This is a genomic window from Sulfitobacter geojensis, assembly GCF_000622325.1.
In the GTDB taxonomy this organism is placed as follows: Bacteria; Pseudomonadota; Alphaproteobacteria; order Rhodobacterales; family Rhodobacteraceae; genus Sulfitobacter; species Sulfitobacter geojensis.
In genome coordinates this window covers 3,230,187-3,242,974 of the sequence record NZ_JASE01000005.1, presented here as the reverse complement: position 1 = coordinate 3,242,974, position 12,788 = coordinate 3,230,187, and the positions used below count along the sequence as shown (strand labels likewise).

The window sequence follows — 12,788 nt, the reverse complement described above, 5'->3', positions numbered from 1 at the left end:
ATAGGGCCAAAAAGAGACGACATGTGGTGTGCCTTGGCATGGACGCATGTCTTTTGCTGGGCTAGAAGTTTTTAAAAATAGTGAAGGACGGGTTTATGTCGGGCCATGGTGATCCAATTCCAATGATGTCGAGCGCTTGTGGGCCGCTTTCGGGAACCGCCGAGGTGCCGGGGGACAAGTCGATTTCGCATCGCTCGCTGATCCTTGGGGCCATGTGTATTGGCAAGACCACGATCGAAGGATTGCTGGAGGGGCAGGACGTTCTGGATACCGCCAAGGCGATGCGGGCGTTCGGCGCGGAGGTGACGGATCATGGTGGTGGATCATGGTCGGTTGAAGGTGTCGGTGTTGGCGGCTTTGCCGAGCCGGACGGTGTGATTGATTGCGGCAACTCCGGCACCGGTGTGCGGTTGATCATGGGAGCGATGGCGACATCACCGATTGTGGCAACATTCACCGGAGATGCCAGTTTGAACGGGCGGCCGATGGCGCGGGTCACGGATCCTTTGTCGGCCTTCGGGTGCCGTTCGGTTGGCCGCAGCGGCGGGCGATTGCCGATGACGTTGGTGGGGGCCACGGAAGCGTTGCCTGTGCGTTATGTCGTGCCGGTGCCGTCGGCGCAGGTAAAATCGGCCGTATTGTTGGCGGGGTTGAACGCACCTGGAAAGACCGTGGTGATAGAGGCCGAGGCGACGCGCGACCACACCGAGCGGATGTTGGCAGGGTTCGGGGCAGAGATTACAACGGAGCAGACCGACGAGGGACGGGTGATTACCCTGACCGGTCAGCCCGAGTTGCAGGCGCAGCATATTGAAGTGCCGCGTGATCCAAGTTCAGCGGCGTTTCCGGTTTGTGCGGCGCTGATCGTACCGGGGTCGGATGTGCTGGTCCCCGGTATCGGGTTGAACCCGACGCGGGCGGGGTTGTTTACCACGCTGCGCGAAATGGGCGCTGATTTGACATATGAAAATGAACGGGTCGAGGGCGGTGAGCCGGTGGCGGACCTGCGGGCGCGGTTTTCGCCAGACCTGAAGGGCATTGAAGTGCCCCCCGAACGGGCCGCGTCGATGATTGATGAATATCCGGTGCTCTCGGTTGTGGCGTCTTATGCGCAGGGTCAGACGGTGATGCGCGGCGTGAAAGAGCTGCGGGTTAAAGAAAGTGACCGGATTGATGCAATGGCTGTCGGATTGCGTGCCAACGGGATCGAGGTTGACGAGGGGCCTGATTGGTGGATCGTCACAGGGCGCGGGCATGGTGAGGTCCCCGGTGGGGCGATCTGTGCGAGCCATTTGGATCACCGGATCGCGATGTCGTTCCTGATCCTTGGAATGGCAGCGCAAAAACCGGTGCGCGTGGATGACGGCGGGCCAATTGCCACGTCGTTTCCGATTTTCGAGCCCTTGATGCAGCAACTCGGTGCGCAAGTGGAGAGAACGGACGCATGAGCCGGATCCTGAAAATCACGGGCGGGCTGTCGGCAGTTTTGTTTGTGTTTCTCGTGGTTCTTGGCAAGGGGTGGCTGGAGCAAGGCGGCTTTGCTGTCTTTGATGCACATTTCGGCGGCTATTCCGTCGAGGGCGCGCGGGAATACCTTGCCGAACTGGCGCAGGCGGGTCGCACGGATTTGTATCTGGGCGTTTTTCGTTGGGTAGATACGGCTTTTCCGCTGCTTTTATCGTTTACTTTGGCGGGCGTGATCTGGACCCAGGCATGGGGCATGCCGGTTGCGGTGCGCGGGTTGGTGGCGCTGACGCCGTGTTTTTATCTGGGGCTTGACCTGGCGGAAAATGCGGCGATTGCGCATATGTTGCAGTTCGGGCCGCAGGTGTCGGCAGGGGCTATTTTACAGGCAAGTGCCTATACCGTGGCCAAATGGATTTGTCTGGCGCTGGCAATGTTGCTGGCTGTTTGGGCGTGGCGGTTGTCGCCTAGAAACGGGGCGTCATCATGAGCACGACACAAGGGTTCACCGTCGCCATCGACGGGCCGGCAGCATCGGGTAAAGGTACGATTTCCAAAGCGGTGGCGGCACATTTCGGGTTTGCGCATCTGGACACAGGGTTATTGTACCGCGCGGTCGGGGCCAAGGTTTTGCTGGGGGTGGATGCCTTGGACGCGGCGCGTGCACTTGTCCCTGATGATCTGGACGGCGACGCCTTGCGCACGCCTGATGTCGCGCAAGAAGCCAGCAAAGTGGCCGCTTTGCCAGACGTCCGCGCGGCACTGGTTGATTTCCAGCGTAGTTTTGCGGCGCGTGCAGGGGGCGCGGTGTTGGACGGTCGCGATATCGGCACGGTAATTTGCCCCGGCGCGCAGGTGAAGCTGTTCGTGATTGCCGATGCGGTTGTGCGCGCGCGCCGCCGGTTCGAGGAGCTGTCGGGCAAGGGGATCGATACCAGTTTCGAGGACGTGCTGGCCGATGTGCAGACCCGCGATGAACGCGATATGGGCCGTGCTGACGCGCCCTTGCGCCCTGCGGCGGATGCGGTCGAGATTGATACCTCGTCGTTGAGTATCGAAGAAGCGGTGGCCCAGACGATTGCCGTGATCAAGGCTGTGATGGGCAAGTAGTACCCGTGCGCCTGCGCTGATCACCAAAGGGTGCTTGGCGCGTGAACGGATGGCAGGCTAGGCTTGGGGTGTTTCCAGCCGAAAGGATGCTGCCGTGAAGAAATTGATCCTGACATTTGTTATCTTGGGGTGGGCCGGCATTGCTGCTGCCCAGACTGCCGCCCCCGGGCCGGCCCCGTCTGGTGAACCGGCGATGACGTTGCAGCGGCTGGCGCAGATTGTTCAGGCGCTGGATCCTGATGTGATCGCCCGCGGACCGGCGCTGGAATTCACGCTGGACGATATTCCGGTCATCGTGATTGCCGACCAACGGGCCGACAGGATGCGGGCGATGGTGCCGATTGCCAGCGTCGAGGGTTTGGGCGAGGCGGATCTGCTGCGCCTGATGCAGGCGAATTTTGATGCCGCACTGGATGCGCGATACGCGGTGGCGCACGGGCGGTTGTGGGGGGTGTTTATTCACCCGCTGTCACCGCTGGAAAAGGATCAGTTCCTGTCGGGGCTGGTTCAGACCATCACCGTCGCCAAGACATATGGTACCGCCTACACCGGGGGCGCTGCGATCTTTGGCGGGGGAGATTCCGGCACGATCTATCAGGACCTGTTTGAAGAGTTGCGCAAGAAAGGGGAGGCCCTGTGATTGCAGGGCCGTCGGTCAGGCCTACATCATGGAATAGCAATAAGAGGAAATACAGACCATGATGACTGCAAAAGACTATCTTGATGCCGCAAACGCCGTTGTGCCGACATTGAACGCCGCAGAGGCGATCGAGAAGTATAACAACGGAACGGGCGCGTTCATTGACGTGCGCGACAGTGCTGACATCGCCAAAACCGGCACCATCAAAGGGGCGCACCGGATTCCGCGCGGCATGATCGAATTTCGCGCCGACCCCGCAATGAAGGACTTTCACAACCCGATTTTTGAACAGCATGCAGAGTTGTATCTGATCTGTGGCGCGGGCGGTCAGGCGGCGCTAAGCGGCAAGACCCTGATGGATATGGGATATACCAACGTCACCAATATCGGCGGCTTTCCGGGCTGGAAAGAAGCGGGCGGGCCGGTCGAAGCGGGCTGAGAGGCTAGCCGATCTGGTGGAGGGCAAAGGCGAGGATGACACCTATTGCCACCGCAATACCGGTTAATTCCTGATCCTGCTTGTAGGCTTTGGGAAACACTTCAGTCGCGAGCGAGGAAACAACCGCGCCCGCGGCGAAGGCCTGTATGATCGCCAGCGGTATCTCTGCCACAGGCGACAACAACAAATAGCCGAGGATCGCCGCAGCGCTCAGCACTGCGGCGGTCAGCGCCCAGACACCCAAAATCTTGCCCCGCGACCAGCCGTTATTGGCCATTTCGCGCGCGCCACCGGCCGCTTCGGGCAGGTTGGACAGGAATATCGACCCGGCCAGGGCGAGAACGGCCATGGGTTCGACGGTGATCAGAACCACCCCCAAGGCGACGTTTTCGGGTATACCGTCGAGCACGATCGCGGCCAGCAGGCCCGCACCGCTGTCTTCGCCCACCCGATTGTCGATCCATGTGTCCACGGCGGTGAACACAACCGACCCGCAGCCGAACGCGGCCAGCACCAGCCACAGCGCCGCCTTTTCACTTGCCGGCTCAAGGAGTTCGCTGACAACGGAAATGATCAAGGCCCCGCCTGCCATCGCGACAAGGAACCCTTCAAGCTTGGCCGGAAACCGGCCCCAAAGCCCCCAAGCGGCCCCGAGAATCAAAGCGCCCGAGGTGGCGCAGATCACTGCAACAATCAACATGACGCCAGATTGACCAGTTTTCCGCGGTCCTGCCAAGAGGGGCGAGCGGCAAGTGCCCGCCTTTCAGCGGGGAAGGTGGCCCAGCCCCTTGCAGCACTGGCAAAACTGCCCTATACGCGCGTCTGTCTAAGGGGCGGAAACAAGCCACGGGCGCATCATTCAGGCAGGGTCGGAGTCTTCCGGCCCTCTTTCTTTTGCGTCTAGGTGCCGTAACGAACGACCAATTCACATCCAAGACCGGCGGAGACAACCGCACGGCCAGAAACAAAACCTAAAGGAAACGTATAACTACATGTCAAATGCTATGGACGAATTTGAAGCCCTTTTGAACGAGAGCTTCGAGATGGACACCCCCGAAGAGGGTTCCGTTGTTAAAGGCAAGGTGATCGCAATCGAAGCGGGCCAGGCCATCATCGACGTCGGCTACAAAATGGAAGGCCGTGTCGAGCTTAAAGAATTTGCTGATCCCGGCGAATCCCCGAAAATTGCTGTTGGCGACGAAGTCGAAGTATTCCTTCGTCAGGTCGAAAACTCCCGCGGTGAAGCGGTTATCTCACGCGAGATGGCCCGTCGCGAGGAAGCATGGGACCGTCTGGAAAAAGCCTACGCTGCAGAAGAGCGCGTCGAAGGTGCGATCTTTGGCCGTGTCAAAGGTGGTTTCACTGTAGATCTTGGCGGCGCTGTTGCGTTCCTGCCCGGCTCTCAGGTCGATGTGCGCCCCGTGCGCGATGCCGGCCCGCTGATGGGTCTCAAGCAGCCGTTCCAGGTTCTGAAAATGGACCGTCGTCGTGGCAACATCGTTGTATCGCGTCGTGCAATCCTTGAAGAATCACGTGCCGAACAGCGTGCCGAAGTTATCGGCAACCTGACCGAAGGTCAGGAAGTTGACGGTGTGGTCAAGAACATCACCGAATACGGTGCGTTTGTTGATCTGGGCGGTGTTGACGGCCTGTTGCACGTCACAGACATGGCATGGCGTCGTGTGAACCACCCGTCCGAGATCCTCGCCATTGGCGAAACGATCAAGGTGCAGGTCATCAAGATCAACAAAGAGACACACCGTATCTCTCTCGGCATGAAGCAGTTGCAAGAAGATCCATGGGATCTGGTTGCGGCGAAATACCCGCTGGAATCCTCACACACTGGCCGCGTCACCAACATCACCGACTACGGTGCCTTTGTTGAGCTGGAGCCGGGCGTTGAAGGACTGGTTCACGTTTCCGAAATGTCCTGGACAAAGAAGAACGTACACCCCGGCAAGATCGTGTCTACGTCTCAGGAAGTCGAAGTCATGGTTCTGGAAATCGACGGTGCCAAGCGCCGCGTTTCCCTTGGCCTCAAGCAGACAATGCGCAACCCATGGGAAGTGTTTGCAGAAACACACCCCGAGGGCACGGAAGTCGAAGGCGAAGTCAAGAACATCACCGAATTCGGTCTGTTTGTTGGCCTCGACGGCGACATCGACGGCATGGTGCACCTGTCCGACCTGTCATGGGACCAGCGTGGCGAAGAAGCCATTCAGGATTACCGCAAGGGCGACACGGTTCAGGCCGTTGTCTCCGAAGTTGACGTTGAGAAAGAGCGCATCAGCCTCTCGATCAAAGGTGTCGGCGGTGACAAGTTCGCAGAAGCAGTGGGCGGCGTGAAGCGCGGCTCTGTTGTGACTGTAAACGTGACCTCCATCGAAGATGGCGGCATCGAAGTGGAATACGAAGGCATGAAAGCCTTTATCCGCCGCTCCGATCTGTCCCGTGACCGTGCAGAGCAGCGCCCAGAGCGTTTCTCCGTTGGTGACAAAGTCGACGTGCGCATCACAAACGTGGATGCAAAAGCACACCGTCTTGGCGTCTCCATCAAGGCGCGTGAGATCGCAGAAGAGAAGGAAGCGGTTGAGCAGTATGGCTCCTCTGACTCCGGCGCATCCTTGGGTGATATCCTTGGTGCAGCTCTGAAGGGCGACGAATAAGCTACTCTGCCGTAAGGTATGAACAGGAAAGGCCCTTCGCGTAATGCGGGGGGCCTTTTTCGTGGCGAATCGCCTTTGTGCGGGGCGCGGATTTGGCAGTCATCTGACGCTACTTTGCGCCACCCCTTCGTGCAGGGCGTAAAATAACGTCCAAAAACAGCATGTTCCCCTCGAAAAAGTGCTGTCTACGGTGGTGCACCGGCTTCCCGTGTGAAAGGTTTCTTCCTATAGTCAGGTACGATCTGCCAACAACAAATGTCTCGTGGGGGGATGCGAAAATGATCCGGTCAGAACTGATCCAGAAGATTGCGGACGATAATCCACATCTTTATCAACGCGATGTCGAACGGATTGTGAATACCATCTTTGACGAGATCACGACGGCCATGTCCGGCGGCAACCGTGTAGAGCTACGCGGATTTGGCGCGTTTTCGGTAAAAAAACGTGACGCGCGCGTGGGGCGTAACCCGCGCACCGGCGAAACGGTTCATGTCGAAGAGAAACACGTGCCGTTTTTCAAAACCGGTAAACTGCTTCGCGACCGCCTGAACGGGAATTCCTAATGCGTTACGTGCGTTACCTATGCATCGCGGTTTTTGCTGTCGCCCTTATTTCGGTCGCCTTGGCGAACCGCGGTGTTGTGACCTTGCAGGTCCTGCCACAAGAAGTTGCCGGCTGGTTTGCGGTGAACCCTTCGGTGCAACTGCCGCTGTTTCTGGTGATCCTTGGCAGCATCGTTGCTGGCCTTTTGGTCGGCTTTGTCTGGGAATGGATCCGCGAATACGGCGAACGGGCCGAAAAGGCGCGGTTGGCGCGCGAAACCCGCAAGCTGGAGCGCGAAATTGCGCGGCTGAAGGGCGAAAAGCATCAGGGCAAGGATGAAGTCCTCGCGCTGTTGGACGAGGCCAGCTGAGCCGCGCCATGCCTTCGAACATCAATGTAAAGATTTGCGGCGTTACGCGGGCGCAGGATATTGACGCGTCGGTCAAGGCCGGGGCCCGCTATATCGGGCTGAACTTTTTTCCGAAATCACCGCGGTTTACGACGCTGGAACAGGCGCGGGACCTGGCGTTGGGCACGGCCGAGGGAATCTGCAAGGTCGGTCTGGTTGTGAACCCGACGAACCCCGAACTGGACGCGCTGACGGCAACCGTGCCCCTTGATATGATCCAGCTGCACGGGAGCGAGACGCCCGAACGGGTGGCCGAGGTCAAACAGCGCTACGGGTTGCCGGTGATGAAGGCCGTGGGCGTCGCTACGGCAGATGACCTGCTTGTGTTGGACAGCTATGCGACGGTGGCGGACCAGCTGCTGGTGGATACCAAGCCGCCGAAAGATGCGAAACTGCCTGGCGGGAACGGACTGGCGTTCGACTGGACCTTGATTGCCGGCCGGCGCTGGAACGTGCCGTGGATGCTGGCAGGCGGGTTGAATGCCGGCACGGTAGCCGAAGCCATTCGCGTGACAGGGGCCCGTCAGGTCGATCTGTCATCAGCGGTAGAATCGGCACCCGGTGTAAAGGATGCCGGTTTGATACAGGCGTTTTGTGACGCAGCCCTGGCCGATTGAGCAGGCAAAGCCTGCATTCGATAAGATTCAATTGGGGCGCTGCCCCAAACCCCGCAGGATTTAGGGCCAAAAAGAGAAGAGGCCGGTTTAGATGGTCTGGTCGTAATCGCCGACGCCTTCTTCGGTGCGGATGACTGCGTCGACATCTTTAAAAATGGCGCGCATTTCAGCGTCGGAGTCGGGGCTTTCGCAAACGACCACAAGGTTCGGCGTGTTGGACGACGCCCGCACGAGGCCCCATGCCCCGTTTTCAAGGATCACGCGTGCGCCGTTGACTGTGACGACCTCTTTGATCGCGCGGCCCGCGATCTGTTCGCCGGCTTCATGTTTGGCGACCAATTTAGCGACGATGCGGTCGAGGATGTCATATTTGTCCTCGTCCGACGCATAGGGCGACATGGTGGGCGTGGCCCATGTTTGCGGCAGGGCTTTGCGCAGGTCTGACATGGACATATCTGGGTTGCGGTCCATCAGTTTGCAGATTTCCACAGCCACCCGCATGCCGCAATCGTAGCCGCGCCCGATAGGTTCGGCGAGGAAATAGTGACCGGATTTTTCGAAACCGGCCAGAGCACCGATTTCTTTGACCCGCCGCTTCATGTGTGAGTGACCGGTTTTCCAATAATCCGCCGTCACACCGTGTTTGATCAACTCGGGGTCGGAGGCAAACAGGCCGGTGGATTTCACATCGGCCACGAAGGTCGCGTTAGGATAGATCTTGGCCAGATCACGGGCCATGATCACGCCGACCTTATCGGCAAAAATTTCTTCGCCTTCATCATCCACCACGCCGCAGCGGTCGCCGTCACCGTCAAAGCCAAGGGCCAGATCAGCCCCCGAAGCTTTCACAGAGGCGCTCATGTCATGCAGCATTTCCATGGCTTCGGGATTAGGGTTGTAGTGAGGGAAGGTGTAATCAAGCGTGTTGTGGCTATCGACCACTTCGACGCCGATGCGTTTAAACAGTTCCGGCCCGAAAGCGGAGGCCGTACCGTTGCCGGTGGCGCAGACCACTTTGAGTTTGCGGGTCATTTTGAAATCACCCACAAGATCGTCAAGATAGGCTTCGCGCACGCCATCGACGAATTCGTATTTGCCACCGTCGCGCGGCATGCCTTCGCCATTCAGCACGATGTCGCGCAGTTCGGCCATTTCGTCCGGGCCATGGGTGAGGGGGCGTTCAAAACCCATTTTCACGCCGGTCCAGCCGTTGGGGTTATGCGACGCTGTAACCATCGCGACAGCAGGCGCGTTCAGGTGGAACTGCGCGAAATAGGCCATTGGGGACACGGCGGGGCCGATATCTTTGACGTGAATTCCGGCCTGCATCAGGCCCAGCATCAGCGCGTTTTTGATCGACAGGGAATAGTCGCGATAATCGTTGCCGACAGCAATCACCGGTTCGATGCCACGGCGGTGCATTTGCGTGCCAAGGCCAAGGCCAAGGGCGGTGATGCCGGGGAGGTTGATGTCGTCAGGATATTTCCAACGGGCATCATATTCGCGAAAACCGGTGGGCGTGATCATCGCGTCACGCAGGAATTCCCACGTATTCTGGGAAACGGTAGGGGCGGGTTTGCTCACGTCGGGATGCCTTCTTCTAGAAAATGGGGCTTTAGAATGTAAGGGGATGTTTTTTGGCCAAAGCGTCAAACTGCATCAGCGTCGCGATGAGGTTTGGCATCTGGTCAAGGTAAATGGAATTGGGGCCGTCGCTGGGCGCATTGTCGGGGTCTTCGTGGGTTTCGAGGAAGACAGCCGCGACACCGATGGCGACAGCAGCGCGCGCCATCACAGGGGCAAATTCACGCTGGCCGCCAGAGGATCCGCCAAGGCCGCCGGGTTGGGCGACAGAATGGGTCGCGTCCATGACAACCGGATAACCGGTTTGCGCCATTTGGGGCAGGGAACGCATGTCGGCAACAAGCGTATTATAGCCAAAGGAGGTGCCGCGTTCGGTCAGCAGGATGCGTTCGTTGCCTGTTGATTTGATCTTGTCGACGATGTTGCCCATTTCCCATGGGGCGAGCCATTGGCCCTTTTTCACATTCACGACTTTGCCTGTGTTGCCTGCGGCCAGCAGCATATCGGTCTGGCGACACAGGAATGCGGGAATCTGCAGGACATCAACGACTTCGGCGGCGATGGCGCATTGTGCTTCGGTGTGAACATCGGTCAGCACGGGCACATCATTGGCGCGCGCGACGGATTGCAGAACCTTGAGACCCTCGTCGATGCCCAGACCACGAATGCCGGCCAGCGACGTGCGGTTGGCCTTGTCATAGCTGGCCTTAAAAACATATTGCGCGCCGACGGCGGCACAGGCTTCTTTCATCTGGCCTGCGATCATCTGGGCGTGGGTTTCGCTTTCCAGCTGGCAGGGGCCGGCAATAACCGTAAGCGGGCAATCGTTGCCAATGATGACATCACCAATTGTGACTTGGGTCATGAGGTTACCTGTTCTCTGAGGATCGATGCTGTAAGCGACAACATAAGATAGATGCCTGCAAAGATCAGAAATGCCAAGATCGTGTTTTCGAATTTGCGCGGATAGGTGGGTTCTTCCGGCGCGACAGGTTCAACGGCGACCGTCAGATAGCGGACCTGACGGCTGGCTTCTGAGCGGGCCTGATCCATCGCGGTTTGTGCGGACTGAAGCACCATATCCGCAGCGGCCAGATCGGTCTGGGCAAGCTGCATGCGCACGGATTGTTCGGCAAGCGAATTGTCACCGGTGGTCGAGGAACTCATTTTGTCTTTCAGTTTCTCAAGCTGTTCCTCCAGTCGGCGCACATCGCCGCGCGCGCCGTCTACTTTGGCGCGGTTGGGGCGGGCATTGTCGAGCAGGGCAGACAGCTCCAGTTCTTTTTCGATCAACAGACCCTCGTAGGTGGTAATCTGCGTGCGGATCGCGACGATCTCTGCCTGCGGATCCACGCCGTTTTCGACCTGCATGCGGATCAGGGCTTCTTGCGCATCGCGGCGTTTTTGCTGCGCCGTTGCAAACCCCTCCAAGGCATCTTTCATGCCGTCTTCACGCTTTTGCTTGGACAGGTTGTTCACACGCTCTTCGGCATAATCGATCAGGCTTTCGGAAAAGGAGGCGGATATATTGGGATCACCGGCAATGACCTCCATACGGATCACACCTTCGGTGGGATCATATCCGATTTTGACGTTCTTTTTATAGATCTTATACGCCTGTTCATTGGTCGCTCCTGCCTCCAGCCGCTGGATCGGATCTATGTTTGGATCGGAGAAATGGTCGGTAAAGCCCACATCCTGATCCAGACGCAGCATCGCGTCTTTTGATTGCAGATAGGCCTGCGTTGCGATGCTGTCGGCGGAGTTGGCAAACTGCGTGGGCAAGATGTTCCCGAAGGGGCTGGCCCCGCCGCCGCCTTCGCTTTGGATGATCAGAAACTGGCTGTTGGTGGCGTACATCGGGGTCGCCACGTTGTAAAAGTAGTATCCGGCGGCGAAGGTCGGCAGCATGACGAAAAACGCCAGACGCACCAGCAGCAGGCCCAGCTTGCGCCGCCTGCGGTTCGAGATGTCGCGCTGGATCTGGGAAATCTCCCGCGCGCGCCGTTCTGCGGGACTGCCGTCAACGGCGGGCAGGGTGTTGCCGCCTGCGGGCACTGTCTGGGGCAGCTGGTTTCGGGCCGTTTCGATCCGGCCCAACTGTTGGGGCCCGTCCGCGCCGTCACCTTCGGGCACCACAAGCTCAAGCATGTTCGACCGTTGAAACGGGTCGATGCCCTTGGTCCGCAGCAGGCGTACGGCATCGAAATCGGAGATCGGGGCCAGATCGTGTTTCTGTGCAACGCGTCGCGCCATGCGCAACTGGCGCCCTGTCAGCCCCTCGCGGCGGATGGCATCGATATCGGTTTCTCCAGCCACTTCTGCGGCCGAGGAAACAGCCCCGTCGCGCGGCGGCGCTGGTGCGTCCGCCACGGGTGCCGCGGCTTTCGGCGGCATCGGTGCCGCAGGGGCTGCTTTTGGCGGGGTCGCAGGCGGTTGGTTGGGCTGCGACACGGCTTTGGGGGCCGCAACCGGCGTGTCCTGGGCCACAGCATCCGAGGGGGGCGTGTTCCGCTTAATGCGGAATTTTCTAGCCTTGGGTTTCGTAGTCATACAGCTGTTTCGCTTCTTCCAAGGTATCGAACATGCGCAACTGGCCATCCAGCAGGACAGCGGCAGAGCGCGCGAATTTTTGTAACGTCTCGGGCTGGTGCGCGACGATGATGATCGTTGTGGTGCGCAGCCGCTCTTGCAGGATTTCCCCGGCCTTGCGGTTGAACTCCACATCGGTGGTGGAGGGCATGCCCTCGTCAATCAGGTACATGTCGAAATCAAGCGCCAGCATCAAGGCAAACGAAAACCGCGCCCGCATACCGGCGGAATAGGTGCCCAGCGGCTGGTCAAAATATTCACCAAGGTTGCACAACCAGCGGCAAAAGCTTTCGACATAATCGGGATCAAGCCCGTAGAGCCGCGCGATATAACGGGCGTTTTCCATGGCGGAAACCTTGCCCACAACACCGCCCATAAACCCGAGCGGAAAGGAGATGTTGCAGCTGCGCCGGATTTCGCCCTCGTCAGGTTTTTCCAAGCCTGCCATCATATTGATCAGCGTTGTTTTGCCGGTGCCATTGGGCGCGAGAATGCCCAAAGACCGGCCCAGTTCAACCTTGAACGAGACCTTGTCCAGGATCACCTTGTGCTGGGTGCCTGTCCAATAGGACTTTGAAACATTTTCGAATTCCAGCATGCCTGCTCCGGTTGCTGCCTGTGTGATGCGCCTCGCCCTCTTGTACCAAAGGGTCGTTCAGCGGCCTACACCGCGACTTAGGCGACATTATGTCCTAGATGGAAACAAATGTCCAAGTCACGATGT

The 12,788-nt window shown here is 58.8% G+C and carries 14 protein-coding genes; 9 read left to right on the top strand and 5 right to left on the bottom strand.

What is annotated here, in order from left to right; all coding sequences use genetic code 11:
* Positions 1-95 precede the first annotated feature (95 nt).
* The 5 genes from aroA (at position 96) to Z947_RS0117750 (ending at position 3,653) form a co-directional block, all read left to right on the top strand.
* Positions 96-1,448: a 3-phosphoshikimate 1-carboxyvinyltransferase gene (gene aroA, locus Z947_RS0117770; RefSeq protein WP_025045629.1), complete on the top strand. Its 1,353-nt coding sequence runs from the start codon at positions 96-98 to the stop codon at positions 1,446-1,448.
* A complete protein-coding gene (locus Z947_RS0117765; RefSeq protein WP_025045628.1) occupies positions 1,445-1,954 on the top strand; it encodes a hypothetical protein in 510 nt (169 codons plus the stop codon). The genes aroA and Z947_RS0117765 overlap by 4 nt, the downstream gene beginning before the upstream one ends.
* Complete coding sequence (locus Z947_RS0117760; RefSeq protein WP_025045627.1) at positions 1,951-2,574, top strand: (d)CMP kinase; 624 nt, start codon at positions 1,951-1,953, stop codon at positions 2,572-2,574. The genes Z947_RS0117765 and Z947_RS0117760 overlap by 4 nt, the downstream gene beginning before the upstream one ends.
* A 94-nt stretch (positions 2,575-2,668) precedes the next feature.
* Entirely contained in the window at positions 2,669-3,214 is a 546-nt protein-coding gene (locus Z947_RS0117755) for a hypothetical protein (protein WP_037939011.1), read from the top strand.
* Between the two features lie 58 nt (positions 3,215-3,272).
* Complete coding sequence (locus Z947_RS0117750) at positions 3,273-3,653, top strand: rhodanese-like domain-containing protein (RefSeq protein ID WP_025045625.1); 381 nt, start codon at positions 3,273-3,275, stop codon at positions 3,651-3,653.
* Between the two features lie 4 nt (positions 3,654-3,657).
* On the opposite strand, the gene Z947_RS0117745 is transcribed toward Z947_RS0117750, so the two are convergent.
* Positions 3,658-4,353 carry a ZIP family metal transporter gene (locus Z947_RS0117745; protein ID WP_025045624.1) on the bottom strand — a complete coding sequence of 232 codons (696 nt, stop codon included), beginning with the start codon at positions 4,351-4,353 and terminating at the stop codon, positions 3,658-3,660.
* A gap of 154 nt (positions 4,354-4,507) precedes the next feature.
* Here Z947_RS0117745 and rpsA point away from each other — a divergent pair, with 154 nt between their 5' ends.
* The 4 genes from rpsA to Z947_RS0117725 all read left to right on the top strand — a co-directional run bounded on the left by rpsA (position 4,508) and on the right by Z947_RS0117725 (position 7,888).
* Complete coding sequence (rpsA, locus tag Z947_RS0117740) at positions 4,508-6,319, top strand: 30S ribosomal protein S1 (RefSeq protein WP_327191956.1); 1,812 nt, start codon at positions 4,508-4,510, stop codon at positions 6,317-6,319.
* Positions 6,320-6,597: 278 nt separating this feature from the next.
* Positions 6,598-6,882 (top strand): integration host factor subunit beta, encoded by a 285-nt coding sequence (gene ihfB, locus Z947_RS0117735; protein WP_025045622.1) that lies wholly within the window; start codon positions 6,598-6,600, stop codon positions 6,880-6,882.
* Positions 6,882-7,232, top strand: a complete 351-nt coding sequence (locus Z947_RS0117730) for a lipopolysaccharide assembly protein LapA domain-containing protein (RefSeq protein ID WP_025045621.1) — start codon at positions 6,882-6,884, stop codon at positions 7,230-7,232. The genes ihfB and Z947_RS0117730 overlap by 1 nt, the downstream gene beginning before the upstream one ends.
* Positions 7,233-7,240: 8 nt before the next feature.
* Entirely contained in the window at positions 7,241-7,888 is a 648-nt protein-coding gene (locus Z947_RS0117725; RefSeq protein ID WP_025045620.1) for a phosphoribosylanthranilate isomerase, read from the top strand.
* 87 nt (positions 7,889-7,975) lie between these two features.
* On the opposite strand, the gene Z947_RS0117720 is transcribed toward Z947_RS0117725, so the two are convergent.
* The 4 genes from Z947_RS0117720 to Z947_RS0117705 all read right to left on the bottom strand — a co-directional run bounded on the left by Z947_RS0117720 (position 7,976) and on the right by Z947_RS0117705 (position 12,662).
* On the bottom strand, positions 7,976-9,415 hold the full coding sequence (locus Z947_RS0117720; protein ID WP_211100923.1) for a phosphomannomutase/phosphoglucomutase: 1,440 nt from the start codon (positions 9,413-9,415) through the stop codon (positions 7,976-7,978).
* Positions 9,416-9,503: 88 nt separating this feature from the next.
* Positions 9,504-10,337, bottom strand: coding sequence for a 3-deoxy-8-phosphooctulonate synthase (gene kdsA / locus Z947_RS0117715; RefSeq protein ID WP_025045618.1), 834 nt, complete (start codon positions 10,335-10,337; stop codon positions 9,504-9,506).
* Positions 10,334-12,025, bottom strand: coding sequence for a KpsE/RkpR family capsule polysaccharide export protein (locus Z947_RS0117710; RefSeq protein WP_025045617.1), 1,692 nt, complete (start codon positions 12,023-12,025; stop codon positions 10,334-10,336). Before Z947_RS0117710 ends, kdsA begins: the two co-directional genes overlap by 4 nt.
* Positions 12,003-12,662 (bottom strand): ABC transporter ATP-binding protein, encoded by a 660-nt coding sequence (locus tag Z947_RS0117705; RefSeq protein ID WP_025045616.1) that lies wholly within the window; start codon positions 12,660-12,662, stop codon positions 12,003-12,005. The genes Z947_RS0117710 and Z947_RS0117705 overlap by 23 nt, the downstream gene beginning before the upstream one ends.
* Positions 12,663-12,788 lie beyond the last annotated feature (126 nt).

Excerpts from the sequence above, each read along its gene's own strand:
- aroA (WP_025045629.1), top strand. The coding sequence starts at position 96 with ATGTCGGGCCATGGTGATCCAATTCCAATGATGTCGAGCGCTTGTGGG.
- Z947_RS0117765 (WP_025045628.1), top strand. The coding sequence starts at position 1,445 with ATGAGCCGGATCCTGAAAATCACGGGCGGGCTGTCGGCAGTTTTGTTT.
- Z947_RS0117760 (WP_025045627.1), top strand. The coding sequence starts at position 1,951 with ATGAGCACGACACAAGGGTTCACCGTCGCCATCGACGGGCCGGCAGCA.
- Z947_RS0117750 (WP_025045625.1), top strand. The coding sequence starts at position 3,273 with ATGATGACTGCAAAAGACTATCTTGATGCCGCAAACGCCGTTGTGCCG.
- Z947_RS0117745 (WP_025045624.1), bottom strand. The coding sequence starts at position 4,353 with ATGTTGATTGTTGCAGTGATCTGCGCCACCTCGGGCGCTTTGATTCTC.
- ihfB (WP_025045622.1), top strand. The coding sequence starts at position 6,598 with ATGATCCGGTCAGAACTGATCCAGAAGATTGCGGACGATAATCCACAT.
- Z947_RS0117730 (WP_025045621.1), top strand. The coding sequence starts at position 6,882 with ATGCGTTACGTGCGTTACCTATGCATCGCGGTTTTTGCTGTCGCCCTT.
- Z947_RS0117725 (WP_025045620.1), top strand. The coding sequence starts at position 7,241 with ATGCCTTCGAACATCAATGTAAAGATTTGCGGCGTTACGCGGGCGCAG.
- Z947_RS0117720 (WP_211100923.1), bottom strand. The coding sequence starts at position 9,415 with ATGATCACGCCCACCGGTTTTCGCGAATATGATGCCCGTTGGAAATAT.
- kdsA (WP_025045618.1), bottom strand. The coding sequence starts at position 10,337 with ATGACCCAAGTCACAATTGGTGATGTCATCATTGGCAACGATTGCCCG.
- Z947_RS0117710 (WP_025045617.1), bottom strand. The coding sequence starts at position 12,025 with ATGACTACGAAACCCAAGGCTAGAAAATTCCGCATTAAGCGGAACACG.
- Z947_RS0117705 (WP_025045616.1), bottom strand. The coding sequence starts at position 12,662 with ATGCTGGAATTCGAAAATGTTTCAAAGTCCTATTGGACAGGCACCCAG.